Genomic DNA, 14,253 nt, shown 5'->3' with positions numbered 1-14,253 from the left:
CCGAGGGCAAGTTTATTTATCAATCCCTGTAACCATACGCATTATACGCTCTAAATAATTATACCGTGATGCCACCTGCTATGTTTCCAGTAACATCTTCCCAAGTTTGGGCTGAGGCGTTAATTACAAATAAAGCTATAGCTATGATTACATAACTACGCTTCAAACCACGATTAGGCAGTTTTGGTAGCATAAATTGTTGGTTAGATTTAAAGGATTCAAATCACAAAATCCAACAATCCAATTTATTCAAAATAAAACTACTAGGGCATTACCCCTATATTTTCGTAAGGGAAAACTCGAAGCCACCTGCCTTCCAGCAATAACCTTTCTGGTACTTAAGCCAGGTATGCAAATCTTGAACCCGAAGATCTGAATGACCTAAAATCCAATTTTCGAGTTAATACCTAAGGCTTCACTAAAGTGTTTAATTGTTTTAGTCAATCCTTCGCGGAGTGGCACTTGCGGCTCCCAATTATTCAAATACTTTTTCGCCAGAGTAATATCGGGCTGACGTTGTTTGGGATCATCTGAAGGGAGATCTTTATGAACGATTTTTGAAGAAGTACCTGTCAGCTCGATGATGTTTTCAGCCAGCTCGAGCATGGTGAATTCACCGGGGTTACCAATATTGACCGGACCGGTTGTTTCATCCTGATTCATAAGACGTAGGAACCCTTCAATCAGATCGCTCACATAGCAGAAAGACCGTGTCTGCTTTCCGTCCCCATAGATGGTGATATCCTCACCTTTCAAAGCCTGAACGATAAAGTTGGAAACTACTCTACCGTCATTGGGGTGCATACGCGGACCATAGGTGTTGAAAATCCGGACAATGCGAATATCCACCCCGTTTTGCCGGTGGTAATCAAAACAAAGCGTTTCGGCGCAGCGCTTGCCCTCGTCATAGCAGGAACGGATGCCTATTGGGTTAACATGGCCCCAATAATCCTCTGTTTGCGGATGCACTTCAGGGTCACCATAGACTTCCGAAGTGGAGGCCTGGAAAACACGCGCATTCAGGCGTTTTGCCAGACCGAGGCAATTAATGGTGCCCATAATCGAGGTCTTAATGGTCTTGATCGCATTATACTGATAATGCGGTGGCGAAGCTGGACAGGCCAGATTGTAGATCTGATCAACCTCAAACTTGAAAGGATCCACCACATCGTGCCGAATGAATTCAAAATTTGGATTTTGAAGAAGATGGGCAATATTCACCTTTCTCCCGGTAAACAGGTTGTCCATGCAGATAACTTCGTGGCCTTCCTTGAGGAGGCGATCACTCAGGTGACTGCCCAAAAAGCCAGCTCCGCCAGTAATTAGTATTCTTAAGCTCATGTGATAGGATGATTTAGCTAGATAGCTAGCGATCTTGGAAAAACATGGAAAGCCAATATTCGGCACTCCTTACATTGATTTTACTGGATTTAGGTTCTTATTCACATTCTTGCAACTCGCTTGACCCGATGCCCATGAATCCGTAAATCCCCTTTTCATAGAAATACCCAACTGTTTCTATAATCCACCTCCCAATCCTTATGAAATGCCCGCGTTGTTCGTCCACCGACATTAAGGTGATCGACTCAAGAGTTGCCAAAGAAGGTAACTCCATCCGACGGCGTCGAGAGTGCATCACCTGCAGCCACCGCTTCAACACTGTGGAAGAAATTCAGCACGAGGGACTAATGGTGCTTAAAAGCGACGGCCGAAGTGAAGAATTTGACAGAGGCAAGATCGTGAATGGAATTCGCAAAGCGACGGAAAAGCTGCCGGTGGATATCGAGCAAATCAACCTTCTCGTAAACGACGTGATCGAGGATCTCATGGATGAGTACGATTACGAAATCCCCAGCCGTGCCATTGGCGAAAATATCATGTTCCGATTAAAGAAAATCGATCAAATCGCTTATGTGCGGTTTGCCTGCGTGTATAAAGACTTCCGGGATATCAATGAACTCATGCAGGACATTTCCAACCTGAATAGCTGAACACATGAAAGCTGATCAAAGGGACCGCATAACCCGCCTACATCTTCTCAATACGCTTTTCCCGCTATTGACCGGTCAAGACCTTTACCTGGCTCGACATATCGAGCAAACCATCAACTTTGCGGCAACCGGTGATATTGAAGATCCCGGTCAGCCCGAAGCGTTTAACCAAGCCCTGGTCCAGCTCCTGGAAAAATACCTTACCCGCGATCAGAACTTTGGATTTTACCATTGGGAGGCATTCCTGAACGATCGCCCCTTCGATCCTCTTTGGGCACGTGAAGAAATTATTTCCGGCCTTAAACAAATTGCCGGATTTCCCAAAGCCATGTTCATCGGCACGGGTTTGCGCTCCGCTATCCAAGGCCAGCACAATAATTGGCCTTCCAAACTCGACCACGAATACGAAGAAGCTGTTGGATACCTGCGTGAGCTCGCTGCCTATTGGACCACGAAAAACACTGAACTTACTTTGATTCTGCTTTAAAGACTAACCACAGATGAACGAACGAGGTCAGATGCTAAATTATTTAAGAGTGACTGGGCTGCCCCTTGGCCTGATATTAAATTTCAACCATCCCAAGCTGGAATTTGAACGAGTGATTCTAAATTAATCTGAGTTCATCTGTGATCCATCTGTGGTTTAAAACTTATTTATCCCTTTTATGTCAGAACCATCTATCTTCACCAAAATCATCAACCGCGAGATCCCCGGCAATTTTGAACATGAAGACGATCTTTGTGTCGCTATTCGAGATATCAGTCCGCAGGCACCTGTTCACCTATTAATTATTCCAAAAAAGCATATTGTGCGAACGTCTCTGGCGGAAGATGAAGACCAGGCGGTTCTTGGGCACTTGCTGCTCACCGCCCGGAACGTCGCCAAGAAGCTGAACCTCGAAAAAGGCTTCAGAATTGTCATCAACAATGGACCTCATGGAGGTGAAGCCGTGCCGCACCTTCATGTGCATTTACTTGCGGGTCGCCAAATGGGATGGCCCCCAGGTTGACCCAAAAGTCCGCACACTTTGTTACATCCGGACGCTGGCCTCGAAAGCTCCGTCGAAACGTTTGGATACGAGATGTTTCAATTCTAAAAGCATCAAAAGAGACGCAAGCTCAGGAGATGATTTTCCCGTCATATCGATTAATCGATCCATATCCAAAACCTCGCCTCCTGAAAAATGTGACAGTATCTCCCTCTCTTCTTCGCTCAAACTATCTGACCTGGGCCCCGTGTCCAGCTGCTCATCCGATGCCTGGTTGATAATCAGGTAACCCAACTCTTCGACCACATCTTCAGGTTTGGAAAGAAGCAAAGCCCCTTCACGGATCAATTGGTGACAACCGCGACTCGTTGCCTGATCAATACGCCCTGGAACTGCAAAAACCGTCCTTCCTTGCTCCGCGGCGAATCGCGCGGAGATCATACTTCCTCCATACAAATCAGATTCAACCACAATCAGGGCCTGGCACATGCCGCTCACGATGCGATTGCGCATGGGAAAAGTTTGTCGATCCGCGCGACGCCCAAAGGGGAACTCACTTATTACCGCGCCCGATTGAGCGATCTCATTGAACAAATCGAAATTCTCCGCGGGATAAACAATATCCATTCCACATCCCATTACGGCGATGGTTTTGCCGTCCACTTCCAGGGCACCCTTGTGCGCTTCGGTATCCACACCACGGGCGCCACCGCTCACAACGCAAAATCCGCAACGAGCAAGTTCGCGGCCTAATTTCCGGGCGACATGCCGCCCATAAAGGGTGGTCTTTCGGCTTCCGACAATTGCCACAGTTGGTCGATCCAGCACATAGTCGCCTTTCCAGTAAAGACCGATGGGGGGATCATAAATCTCCTTCAACATGGGAGGGTACTCATCTGCCGCGGTCACAACAAAGCGGATACCTGACTTCTCCATTCGCTCCAATTGCTTTTCCAAATTCAGCAGGTCTTTCCAATTGCGTAAAGTGCTGACCACCGCATCCCCTACCCCCTGGACCGCCTTCAATTGGCTTGGGCTTGCATTGAATATCGAAAGGGGATCACCTTGAAACGCGTCCAACAAACGGCGCAGCGTGATGGGTCCGATATTAGGGAGTCCATTCAGAACAATAAAAGCGTTGGTTCGATCCAGAGTTGCCATGGGAGAGAATCAGTCCAGACCCTGCCAGATTAGATCTCTAAAGAAAACTTAAAATGTCGGTCGATTTTGCCGAAGACTGCCCCTGGCTTCTTGCGAGTCGATCCGCTGCCCAACCATGCCAGGCTGCTCCTTCCAAAACCGAATTCAGGAAGTCTGCCTCCGGGATAGCAATCCGGCCACCAATCAGGCCCGACAAAATATCTCCACTACCGCCCCTGGCTAAAACGGGGCCGCCGAAAGTACTGTAAATGGTAACTTCGCCATCAGTGACAAGAGTTGGAGAACCTTTCAAAAGAGTCACCCATCCGTGTTTTTTCGCAAAGTATTTAACAACGGTTTCCTCAATCGGTTCACTCAGCGAATTTCCCAGCATACGGTTCAGTTCACCAACATGGGGCGTAACCACACAGGAACGACCTTTCCAGTCAATCTTAGCCAACCCCGATCGAAGTGCATCTGCGTCGAGCAGGACGGGGGCATCACTGAGTTTCAAAATCTCTTCCACCAAGGTCGCCGTCTCTGGATGCCTCCCCATCCCAGGGCCAATGGCCCAGCCAGTTGCCGCATTGGAATGACCCCGTACCAGACCAAGTCCTTCCAGGGCCAGTCCTCCATCTTCAGGAATTTGGGGCAATCCAACCCACATCGCCTCCGGAATATTCGAAGCGGCTTCGGCTACAATACTTTCGGGCACAAAGGCTGTTACCAACCCTACCCCCGACAACAAAGCGGAACGCACCGTCATTAGAATTGCGCCGGGCATGGTTGAAGATCCGCCAACAACAAAAACATGGCCGAAGGTTTTTTTGTGAGAGCTGCTCGGCCTTAAATTACGTCTAAATTCCAATGTTCTATCGGATAGAATAAAGCGGTTTCCTTTCAGCCGCTCGCCTCCAAAAAATCCGAAGTCAAGGTATCGTATGCGACCCACAGAGCTTCGATTTTCATTTATAAATAACCCAGCCTTTGCAATGCCCGTGGCATAGGTGAAATCTGCACGAAAAGCAATTTCGTTCCAGGTATCACCAATTCCACTGGGAATATCCACCGCTATTCGACAGCCAATATTCTCCATCCCATTTACACACTGGATCAGCTCTTTCGCCGGTGACTGCAGCGGCGGTCGAAATTGCATTCCAAGAACTCCATCCAAACACAAGTCAACGGGTTCCGCATCAAGTAGATTTTCAAGTTGTGATTGAACACCCTCCTTTCGAAGCGATAAGTAATGGAGCTTCCCGCCATGAGCCACCTGTAAGTCATCCAAACTTCTTTGAACCAAAGGACGTAAATGACCTAGCCCGAATGGAAAGACTAACAACGCCTGCGCGTCCGAAGAACGATTCAGCAAATGGCGCGTTGCAATGATCGCATCACCTCCGTTGTGACCTTTCCCAACCAAAACCAGAATCCGGCCAATCGATTTTTTCTCCAGGATTTCCTGCATGTCCAGGGACGCCTGTTTTGCAATCGAAGCACCTGCCTGATTCATGGCTTTCCATTCCAGGGATTCATTTCCGCCAAAAAACACTTTCTCAAACTCCTTTGACTCCTGAGAGGAAAGGATGGGCTGCAAATACTCAGGCAGGTTCAACGGAGTAATCCTCTACTGGTTCACCAACGCCGCAAAGGCTACGGCAGTCGTTTTTGTATGCGACAATGTGATACGTACATCGGTAGCTCCCAACGATTTCAACAAAGCTTTGCCTTGATCATCAAGCCGGACAAGAGGCTGCATCCGGGGGCCGTGGTATATAGAGCACGAGGTCCAGCTAAACAACTTCCCAATCCCGGTGGAAAATGATTTTGAAACTGCTTCTTTCGCAGCGAAGCGGGCGGCGAGGTGCGGGAAAGGATTCGACTTGCTGAAGCAATAATCCTGCTCTTCCTGAGTGAACACCCGCTTTAGAAAGCGTTCCTTTTGGCGTTCGTATACTTTTTGAACGCGTTCGACTTCAATTACATCGACGCCTATATTCAGCAACATAGCACCTGCAGGAAATGTCGCAGCCAATTCGGTCAAGCCGGGATCTTCAGCGGACATTTAACAATTTCCTCATTTCGCGCACCGATTCCTGCACACCGGTAATTAAAGCGCGACTAACAATGCTATGCCCAATGTTTAGCTCACGGAGGTAAGGCAAGGTTCTAACTTCTGCTACATTAACGTAGTTGATTCCATGGCCGGCGTTTATCTGCAAACCGCAATCATGGCCAAGTTCGGCTCCTTCCTTCAAACGTCCAAATTCATGGTCCCGATCTCCCAAGTGATAGGCATTCGCATAAGAACCAGTATGCAACTCAATCACGGGCGCACCCAAATCTGCTGATAACTGGATTTGGTAGGGATCAGGATCGATAAACAAACTGACCACCACACCAGCGTTGCTCAGGGCATCGACTACCTTGGCAACACGTTCCTCAGAATCTACCACATTGAGTCCACCCTCGGTAGTAACTTCCTCACGACTCTCCGGAACAATACAGGCGTAGTCCGGCATAACTGACAGGGCAAATTCCAACATCTCATCGGTTGCGGCCATCTCCAGATTCAACGGCACTTTCAAACATTCTCGAAGACGTTGAACATCCCGTTCTTGCATGTGCCGGCGGTCTTCACGCAGGTGTACCGTTATACTGTCTGCACCGGCGAGCTCACATTGCTGGGCAAAAAACACCGGGTCCGGCTCTATGTTCCCTCCGGTCGTTTCGGCAAAGCCTTTATAACGAGCCTGGCGAACCGTCGCACAATGATCGATGTTAACACCTAACAGTAATTCTTGATGACTCATTTTCGAAATTTATAGGGCCGACACTATTGAAGCTGCTACCGGCGATACAAACTAGTTTTTAGAATAACCACACGATTTATTCGGGACCAAGGTCCCTCCTACAATTTGTGTGTGGGAGGTAGCTTGCTGCCGATAGGGCAACCTAAAGAATTAACCCAATGGGTTGTCTCTCAACCAACCAGGATAATCCATATCCTGAGTCACCATACTCTTAAACCAAAGCCAATCAGAGCGATTGCACCGAAAATTCCTTCCTGGTGGATTCGGATTATTCCACATATACAACAAGATAGGAGCCAGGTCATCGTCGTCTCGGAATTTATGATCAAAAAAGCCCGACTGCCATACAGGGCCTTTTCGGGCCAAAAGACGATTTATCCGGATGGCTGTTTTACTCTTAAACTCTTGAATTGCTGAGGTTAATTGGTCGTTTTTCAGTTTAATAATAAAGTGAATGTGATCAGACATTATAACGGATGCAATGAGGTCCGCTCTAGGCTCCAAACTCAAAAGTCCTTCAAAAATAAATGATGGGATAGGTGGTGTATCAAGAATTGAAGTCCGATTATGCGAGCAGGTTGTGATAAAATATCTGCAGTTCTTCTGGGGAAATCTGCCTTTCCGAAGGGCTTTGTATCCTGAAGTCTCTTGATTCTCCACAATTAATACAATTCGGGACCAAGGTCCCTCCTACAATTTACTCTTGGCATGTCTGTGGGAGGTAGCTTGCTGCCGATCCGGAACAAAATTTCTTAACCCAACGCTTCCTTCACCTGCGCGGAAGCAATCTTCATGTCCAAAGCAGCACCATGTTCTTTTTTCAAGGCGGCCATCACCACACCCATTTCTTTAATACCGGAGGCTCCCGTTTCTGAGATGGCTTTCGCAACCATACCGGGGTAGGCACTCGCATCCAACTTTGTGGGGAGCAAAGCGGTTAACAAATCCGCACATTGCTTCAACTCAATGGCTTTTTCGTCGCGACCCACTTTGGCAAAGGCCTCGGAGGATTCGATAAATTTTCCAGCCTCTTTTTCAACAACCGCGATCTGTTTTGCTTCGTCGAAATCTGCGTTGGCTCGCACCTCGCTCTCCTGAATGGCTGCCACGGCGGCACCGTAGGCTTCGGTTCCAATCGGATCGCGCGCAAGACGTGCTTTTTGATGTAATTCTTTAAGATGGACTTTCATGACTAACCATTAGCTAGAGTATAATGTTGGGCGATTGCGAGAAAGGATTCTGTTGATGACTTTTCCCAACCCTCATCCAGTCCTTTTTCTTTTGCCATAAATCGGGCAATGGATGGAGCCACTTCAATGGCTGCTTGAGCATCAAGGAAAAGCGAACGCGTCCGACGAGCTAAAATATCTTCAACCGATTCCGCAAGCTCCTCGCGGATGGCAAAGAGTACTTCGGCCCAGGTGCTGCTCAGGTTTAGGTGAATAGCTACTCCCAGTTCAGCACGGTCCCGAATCCATTCGAGCAACAGATCTGCATCAGAACCGTAGACCGCAAATTGTGAATCTGACTCGGCCGGGTTGGTCAGACACCCATGGAAGCGCATGGTTAACGACCTGGAAGACCGGAAGTGAAGCTTCCCGACCTCGATTGCCTTGTCGATGGCGTCTTCGCCCATGTTACGGAAAGTTGTCCACTTGCCACCGGCGATAGTTATCAAGCCAGTAGAACTTACATCGATAAAATGGTCCCGAGAAATTGCGGAAGTTTTTCCTGAGTTTCCCGAGTCGCGCACCAGGGGTCGTAAACCAGAAAATACACTCCGTATATCCGAACGTTGAATGGGTCGACTAAGGTAGGGGCTTGCGTTTGCCATAATGAAATCAATTTCCTCCGCAGATGACTGCGGTTCCAAACAAATGTTTTCATCCTGGATATCGGTAGTACCAACAATCACTTTACCTAACCAAGGCACCATAAAAAGTAGCCGTCCATCTGTCGTCTTGGGGACCATGATCGCAGTTTTCGCCGGCAGGAAATCTCCATCGACTACTATGTGACTGCCACGACTCGCACTAATTATTTTTGGCGTATCCGGATTATCCTCATGCCTCAGTACATCACTAAAAATACCGGTCGCCAGTATGAAACTGCGTCCACCAATTACAAAAGAATCTCCTGAAAGTTTATCCACAACTTCGACTCCACTCATCCGACCATCCGTCTTAACCAATTTCTCTACCTGAAGGTAGTTTAAAGCCAGCCCTCCTTTATCCCAAACCGTTTGGGCAGTTTGGATACACAGACGAGCATCATCGAATTGTCCGTCCCAATACATAACACCGCCGGCCAATTTTTTGTCGTTCAAAGTGGGAACCCGCTCTAAAGCGCCGGCTTTATTAAAACGCCTGGTCGACTGAACACCCCCATGTTTTGCCAAAAGATCATAAAACCACAATCCAATGCGATAATACCAGGTCTCCAAAAAAGAATAGGTTGGAATCATAAAAGGCTGCGGGTGCACCTGGTGGGGCACATGTTTCAACAACCATTCGCGTTCTCTCAACGATTCACGAACCAGCGGAATATTGCCTTGCCGTAAATAGCGGACACCTCCGTGGATCAATTTCGTACTACGCGACGAAGTCCCGTTGGCAAAATCCGCCTGCTCAATTAAGACCGTACGATAACCTCGGGAAACGGAATCCAGCGCGCACCCCAGACCGGTCGCACCACCGCCAATGATGACAACATCCCACGGCGTTTTATCTTCTTTTAAAAGCCTAATTCCTTTCGATCGATTCATTGGAGAATTTGAGTAAGAAAACTCATGCGATGTAATTTACAGGGTCCCATCGTCTTCAAAGCTGTAAGGTGTTTGGGTGTTCCATAACCTTTATTTGAAGTAAATCCATATTCTGGGTACATTTTAGCTTGATTACGCATGTAGCGATCACGGGTAACCTTGGCTACAATAGATGCGAGTGCAATAGCGAGTGACTTTCCATCTCCTTTAACTATGGAGGTGTGGGCGTATGGAAATGGCTTCAATGATTTTCCGTCGACTATTACTCGAGCTGAGCCTTTTCGTGACGAATTACTAAAAAGCAATTCCTGTCTCGCAGCGGAATCTGAGGGCAAATCCCCGCCTTCAACAACACACTCAAAGGGACACGTTGATTGAGCCATTAATTCTTCGACACACAGTGCCATAGCTTTGCGGGTCGCTCCCAGGATGTTGAGCGTTTCAATATCCTGGACCGAAACCATGTGACAAGCCGTGGACATTAATCCTGCCGTTTGTTCCTCGATTGCGTCGAAAAGTCTTTCACGAGTGCCTTCCTTCAGTTGCTTGGAATCGTTTACCTCATGAGCGTATTCACGAAACCAGCTGGATTCATAAAACGATCGATCAACGTATACCGCTGCAGCGCACACGGGTCCTGCCAATGGACCACGTCCAGCCTCGTCAACCCCAATGATCGCGGGGACTTCTTTTAGAAATTGAATATCAAATTCAGCAAGATTCATCGGCAAAATCAGTTTCGGGCAGATAGGATAATTCAGCCTTTATCCTGCTTCATTCTGCATTTACCTTTTCACCCATTGCGTCTTTTCAGGCACAGGTAGTCCAAGAATTTCGTAACTGGTTTTAAAATGTAGCTTAGCAAACTCACCCAGCCTATCAGGGCCCAGTTGTTCCACTAATTTTACCCCCTGAGCCTTAGTTGCCGCACCGGCACCCTTAAGAAGCTCTTCACCAAACCCAACCGATAGTTTCCGGAGTTGACGCAGGAATTCTGCCCGCGCAATAACCGAAGCCGCGGCAACGACCGGGTCGGATTCCGCCTTGGTTTCCATTCTTAAATCAAAGTCCTTACGTTTTAGCTGCTTTTGAACCAGGGGCTGTTTGGTAAATTGATCGAGCATTCCCCAAGGGACCTGTTTTTTGTCCAAGGCTGCTTCAAGCGCTTTGGCATGCATCCAGGCTATGAGTTTGTTGAGGTTCGCTTTTGGGCGACCCATCAACTCATTATATTTCGGCATTCCACAAAACGACTTTTCTACAACTACTCCCTTGGTTCGGAGAATGATCTTCTCAAGACGCATGATTTGCGGGTCGGTGATTTTTTTACTGTCCTTGATCCCATCATCCATCCATTTACGGACCATGTCGCCATCGGCGATGACGGTGGCGCAGACAACGGGTCCAAAGAGATCCCCTTTCCCCGATTCATCCATACCCGCATGTGCTTCAAACCATTCGGGATGATGAACCTCATCATAACCAAGTTCGGCGCTCAGAGTGATTTCAGGCTCCAGAACATCCTGCACAAAATCCTGGGTCATTTTACCCTGAAGGACTAATTTGCCGCTTTCGTAGAAAACCAGATTCACCTTCGGCCCTTTAAACGCAAAGCGCGCATAAGCGACTTCGTTTTCACCCCAGCCACGGCCCTTGCACCACTGCCTAAGCTTTTCAGCCTCCTCATCGGATAGCTTAATAGTATACAGGGTAATCTTCTTTTCTTCCTCGACCTCAAAGTCTTTATAATTTCGGCTCATTGAACAGCTATCTTCAGCGACCTTTGCCAAAAAATACAACAGTTTCCTACTTGAAAAAACAGGCCCCACGTTTGAGGGCTTCCCTGGCGAAATGGTTCGAGCAGAATAAACGAGACCTTCCCTGGCGGAGAATGGCCTCACTCTATCCGACTGTCGTCTCGGAATTCATGCTACAACAAACCCAGGTAAAAACGGTCCTGCCCTACTTCGATCGCTGGCTGAAACGCTTTCCGAATTTCGAAACCTTGGCTAAGGCAAAGGAGGCGTCGGTGCTAAAACACTGGGAAGGACTCGGCTATTACTCGCGAGCCCGGAATCTTCATCAGCTCGCCAAGGATCTGACAAAACGGGATTCCATTCCTCAGGATCCGGAAGGCTGGCAGCAATTCAAAGGGATCGGTGCTTACACGGCAGCGGCGATCACCAGCATCACCTTCAAACATCCGGCACCTTGCGTAGACGGAAATGTCATCCGAATTCTTTGCAGACTGACCGCTGATGAAACCGTCTTCAAAGACAATTCGCAGGCGATGAAAGCGTTTACACCCTTGGCCGCGCTGCTTCTGGATACGAACCATCCCGGCAGACACAATGAAGCCATGATGGAGCTCGGAGCCACCATCTGCACCAAGGGCAATCCGCAATGCGGAATTTGCCCGCTGGCTAACGGCTGCAAAGGTAAAGGCAACGAGCCCGAAAAGTTGCCCCGGAAAGCCGCTCGCAAAACAAAACTCGAAACGGTCGACCGCGCCTGGATAAGGCAGAATGGAAAGCTTCTCCTGCATTTGGCCAATGGGACCAGTCGTCGATTATCCGGAATCCTCGAACTCCCGACGCTCGATTTAGTGAATGAATCAGCAGTCGCTTTGAAAAAGCAGGGCAAAGCTCCCATGGTCATCCGGAAACGCGGGATCAGTAACTCACAGATCACAGAACCCATTTGGAATCTATCCGAAAACATAATCGAAAATGACCCTGAGCTGAAATGGGTGGATCTCGATCAGCTAGACAAAGCGACCTTGTCCGGCCCACACAAACGCTGGATAAGGGAAATTCTCAAGGAGTTGATAAAGTAATTATTTATCCAGCTTCTGCTCCAGGAATTCTTTGGAAGCCAGAATCCCGGTCCTGGTCGAGCTTGGAGTCAATTCAAGGATACAAGGCGTCTCCGGTTTCAGGTAGTGGAAAATGGGGTCAAAATCCACGATGCCTTCGCCAATCGGTCGGTGAGCTTTTCCATCCTTCGTATAATCCTGGAAATGGACCCCCGCAAGATGCTTGCCTGAAGCCTTTAAATTATCCTCCGGAGAGGTAACTCCAAGGTCAAATTTTTCCTGGGAATGTCCGGGGTCGTACCAGTAACCCACATAAGGGCAGTCAGCATAGTGGTCCAGCAAAGCAGGCATTTCCTCGTCTATAGGAAGCTCTTCAAGGTCTTCGCGATTCTCAATTCCGAGAATAATTCCCTTAGCTTCTGCCAACGGAATCAACTCGTCTAGCGAACGACGAAGCTGGTCCATGTGCTTCTCTTTCTTTTTACGTATCTTGCCCAATGCTTTCTGAAGTACCTTCTGGTAATTGGCATCACCCAAAGGATCAGTCACTGTATGGGTTTCCAGGTATTGGTGCACTTTGGCAGCTGCTCCCTTGAAGAAGAAATGGACAGAACCAAGATGGATGACCGCATATTTGGCACCGACTTCAGCCGCAAAATCAATCGTTCTAATGGAGTAGGTTAACCACTGTTTCCGTTCACGGGAATCCAGGGAGCTTGGCTCGTAGAGATTCGGTGCGGGGCGTTGGGTTCCATGGGGAAGTGGACAAAAATTGTGCACGGAAATCACCTTAATAACTTCGCGTTGAACTGCTTTGTGGATTCCTGGAACAAGGGTAATTCGAATACCATGGCTCAGTTCAGTATACTCAAAACCCATTTCAGCTATCTCCTCCAACATCGCATCCCCATGATTATGGCGCCGCGAACAACAGCAGGTGGAAAGAGCTATAGGATTTGAAATCATTGCTTTTGAGGAGAATGAAAGCACCTAACAGGTACAAAAAGAGAGATCCACACAACCGGTGGATCTCTCAAGTAAAAAAATGTTACGAATGCTTTACGAGTTGTAACGGCGGCGAAGCATATCGGTAAAAGCCAATACTTTCTTCTTACGACGACGAACCTCGCATGGTTTTTCGAAATAACGTTTTGCCCGCGCGGCAATGATGATACCCTCGCGGTCGATTTTCTTTTTGAGACGGCGTAAAGCCCGTTCTGTGGGCTCGCCTTTACGGATTTCTACTTCTAAGGCCATATGAAATTGGTGAAAAGTGGGCTAATAAGAGCCCTTCAAGCCTATAGGTCAACTGAAATTTATCGTGAAAACTTGGCAATCCAACCCGACAAGATCATAGTCACACCTTGAGAAAACACACATTATCGAACACTGAGCAATTGAGCACAATTCTCGACCACTGCACATTCTGAATCGCAAGCGGGTCCATTGCTCGAAGCTTGCTTCGTCGCTGAGACGAATCGACAGTCGAGAGCTTGCACCGGAGTGGCAAACAAAAGACGCAGATATTCACTTGGCCAAAGGTTTAGGAAAACGAAGCGGATCCGGTAGTTGCCAAAGATGCCGGATGCAATTATTTTGGAATCCTTGTGGCTATCAAACCTATTCAAAACACAACGACCCAACATACCACGGTATAATTATTTAGAGCGTATAATGCGTATGGTTACAGGGATTGATAAATAAACTTGCCCTCGGGGCTCATTTCAGTCGTGATACGCTG

16 protein-coding genes and 1 pseudogene are annotated in these 14,253 nt (G+C 47.9%); 5 read left to right on the top strand and 12 right to left on the bottom strand.

Annotated elements, in window-relative coordinates; all coding sequences use genetic code 11:
* Window positions 1–381 precede the first annotated feature (381 nt).
* Complete coding sequence (locus O3C43_21630) at window positions 382–1,341, bottom strand: SDR family oxidoreductase (GenBank protein ID MDA1069095.1); 960 nt, start codon at window positions 1,339–1,341, stop codon at window positions 382–384.
* A gap of 200 nt (window positions 1,342–1,541) precedes the next feature.
* Between O3C43_21630 and nrdR the strand changes: the two genes are divergently transcribed.
* The 4 genes and pseudogenes from nrdR (at window position 1,542) to O3C43_21610 (ending at window position 3,001) form a co-directional block, all read left to right on the top strand.
* Window positions 1,542–1,991 carry a transcriptional regulator NrdR gene (gene nrdR / locus O3C43_21625; GenBank protein ID MDA1069094.1) on the top strand — a complete coding sequence of 150 codons (450 nt, stop codon included), beginning with the start codon at window positions 1,542–1,544 and terminating at the stop codon, window positions 1,989–1,991.
* 4 nt (window positions 1,992–1,995) lie between these two features.
* Window positions 1,996–2,478, top strand: a complete 483-nt coding sequence (locus tag O3C43_21620) for a hypothetical protein (GenBank protein ID MDA1069093.1) — start codon at window positions 1,996–1,998, stop codon at window positions 2,476–2,478.
* A 19-nt stretch (window positions 2,479–2,497) separates the two neighbouring features.
* Window positions 2,498–2,605: pseudogene (locus O3C43_21615) on the top strand (GxxExxY protein).
* 51 nt (window positions 2,606–2,656) lie between these two features.
* The gene (locus O3C43_21610) at window positions 2,657–3,001 is read left to right on the top strand and encodes a histidine triad nucleotide-binding protein (protein MDA1069092.1); all 345 of its coding nucleotides are present in this window, start codon (window positions 2,657–2,659) and stop codon (window positions 2,999–3,001) included.
* A gap of 21 nt (window positions 3,002–3,022) precedes the next feature.
* On the opposite strand, the gene dprA is transcribed toward O3C43_21610, so the two are convergent.
* The 9 genes from dprA to rnhC all read right to left on the bottom strand — a co-directional run bounded on the left by dprA (window position 3,023) and on the right by rnhC (window position 11,457).
* Entirely contained in the window at window positions 3,023–4,141 is a 1,119-nt protein-coding gene (gene dprA / locus O3C43_21605; protein ID MDA1069091.1) for a DNA-processing protein DprA, read from the bottom strand.
* Between the two features lie 37 nt (window positions 4,142–4,178).
* Entirely contained in the window at window positions 4,179–5,735 is a 1,557-nt protein-coding gene (locus O3C43_21600; protein MDA1069090.1) for an NAD(P)H-hydrate dehydratase, read from the bottom strand.
* A gap of 12 nt (window positions 5,736–5,747) precedes the next feature.
* Complete coding sequence (gene acpS, locus O3C43_21595; protein MDA1069089.1) at window positions 5,748–6,185, bottom strand: holo-ACP synthase; 438 nt, start codon at window positions 6,183–6,185, stop codon at window positions 5,748–5,750.
* The gene (locus O3C43_21590; GenBank protein ID MDA1069088.1) at window positions 6,175–6,933 is read right to left on the bottom strand and encodes a pyridoxine 5'-phosphate synthase; all 759 of its coding nucleotides are present in this window, start codon (window positions 6,931–6,933) and stop codon (window positions 6,175–6,177) included. Before O3C43_21590 ends, acpS begins: the two co-directional genes overlap by 11 nt.
* Window positions 6,934–7,083: 150 nt before the next feature.
* The gene (locus tag O3C43_21585; protein ID MDA1069087.1) at window positions 7,084–7,593 is read right to left on the bottom strand and encodes a transposase; all 510 of its coding nucleotides are present in this window, start codon (window positions 7,591–7,593) and stop codon (window positions 7,084–7,086) included.
* Between the two features lie 92 nt (window positions 7,594–7,685).
* Window positions 7,686–8,123 carry a GatB/YqeY domain-containing protein gene (locus tag O3C43_21580; protein ID MDA1069086.1) on the bottom strand — a complete coding sequence of 146 codons (438 nt, stop codon included), beginning with the start codon at window positions 8,121–8,123 and terminating at the stop codon, window positions 7,686–7,688.
* A gap of 2 nt (window positions 8,124–8,125) precedes the next feature.
* The gene (locus O3C43_21575) at window positions 8,126–9,697 is read right to left on the bottom strand and encodes a glycerol-3-phosphate dehydrogenase/oxidase (protein MDA1069085.1); all 1,572 of its coding nucleotides are present in this window, start codon (window positions 9,695–9,697) and stop codon (window positions 8,126–8,128) included.
* Window positions 9,694–10,422, bottom strand: coding sequence for a ribonuclease HII (locus O3C43_21570; GenBank protein ID MDA1069084.1), 729 nt, complete (start codon window positions 10,420–10,422; stop codon window positions 9,694–9,696). Before O3C43_21570 ends, O3C43_21575 begins: the two co-directional genes overlap by 4 nt.
* 60 nt (window positions 10,423–10,482) lie before the next feature.
* Complete coding sequence (gene rnhC, locus O3C43_21565; protein MDA1069083.1) at window positions 10,483–11,457, bottom strand: ribonuclease HIII; 975 nt, start codon at window positions 11,455–11,457, stop codon at window positions 10,483–10,485.
* Window positions 11,458–11,507: 50 nt separating this feature from the next.
* Here rnhC and O3C43_21560 point away from each other — a divergent pair, with 50 nt between their 5' ends.
* A complete protein-coding gene (locus tag O3C43_21560) occupies window positions 11,508–12,533 on the top strand; it encodes an A/G-specific adenine glycosylase (GenBank protein MDA1069082.1) in 1,026 nt (341 codons plus the stop codon).
* Here the strand turns inward: O3C43_21560 and O3C43_21555 are convergent, their stop codons facing one another.
* Together O3C43_21555 and rpsU are read right to left on the bottom strand one after the other, a co-directional pair.
* Window positions 12,534–13,478: a sugar phosphate isomerase/epimerase gene (locus tag O3C43_21555; GenBank protein ID MDA1069081.1), complete on the bottom strand. Its 945-nt coding sequence runs from the start codon at window positions 13,476–13,478 to the stop codon at window positions 12,534–12,536.
* A gap of 93 nt (window positions 13,479–13,571) precedes the next feature.
* Window positions 13,572–13,769 (bottom strand): 30S ribosomal protein S21, encoded by a 198-nt coding sequence (gene rpsU, locus O3C43_21550; protein ID MDA1069080.1) that lies wholly within the window; start codon window positions 13,767–13,769, stop codon window positions 13,572–13,574.
* Window positions 13,770–14,253 lie beyond the last annotated feature (484 nt).

It is taken from the genome of Verrucomicrobiota bacterium (assembly GCA_027622555.1).
Lineage (GTDB): Bacteria > Verrucomicrobiota > Verrucomicrobiia > Opitutales > UBA2995 > UBA2995.
This window is presented reverse-complemented; position numbering and strand designations above follow the sequence as displayed.

Bases quoted from the DNA above. Each gene is read 5' to 3' on its own strand.
- O3C43_21630 (MDA1069095.1), bottom strand. From the start codon at position 1,341: ATGAGCTTAAGAATACTAATTACTGGCGGAGCTGGCTTTTTGGGCAGT.
- nrdR (MDA1069094.1), top strand. From the start codon at position 1,542: ATGAAATGCCCGCGTTGTTCGTCCACCGACATTAAGGTGATCGACTCA.
- O3C43_21620 (MDA1069093.1), top strand. From the start codon at position 1,996: ATGAAAGCTGATCAAAGGGACCGCATAACCCGCCTACATCTTCTCAAT.
- O3C43_21610 (MDA1069092.1), top strand. From the start codon at position 2,657: ATGTCAGAACCATCTATCTTCACCAAAATCATCAACCGCGAGATCCCC.
- dprA (MDA1069091.1), bottom strand. From the start codon at position 4,141: ATGGCAACTCTGGATCGAACCAACGCTTTTATTGTTCTGAATGGACTC.
- acpS (MDA1069089.1), bottom strand. From the start codon at position 6,185: ATGTCCGCTGAAGATCCCGGCTTGACCGAATTGGCTGCGACATTTCCT.
- O3C43_21590 (MDA1069088.1), bottom strand. From the start codon at position 6,933: ATGAGTCATCAAGAATTACTGTTAGGTGTTAACATCGATCATTGTGCG.
- O3C43_21580 (MDA1069086.1), bottom strand. From the start codon at position 8,123: ATGAAAGTCCATCTTAAAGAATTACATCAAAAAGCACGTCTTGCGCGC.
- O3C43_21575 (MDA1069085.1), bottom strand. From the start codon at position 9,697: ATGAATCGATCGAAAGGAATTAGGCTTTTAAAAGAAGATAAAACGCCG.
- O3C43_21570 (MDA1069084.1), bottom strand. From the start codon at position 10,422: ATGAATCTTGCTGAATTTGATATTCAATTTCTAAAAGAAGTCCCCGCG.
- rnhC (MDA1069083.1), bottom strand. From the start codon at position 11,457: ATGAGCCGAAATTATAAAGACTTTGAGGTCGAGGAAGAAAAGAAGATT.
- O3C43_21555 (MDA1069081.1), bottom strand. From the start codon at position 13,478: ATGATTTCAAATCCTATAGCTCTTTCCACCTGCTGTTGTTCGCGGCGC.
- rpsU (MDA1069080.1), bottom strand. From the start codon at position 13,769: ATGGCCTTAGAAGTAGAAATCCGTAAAGGCGAGCCCACAGAACGGGCT.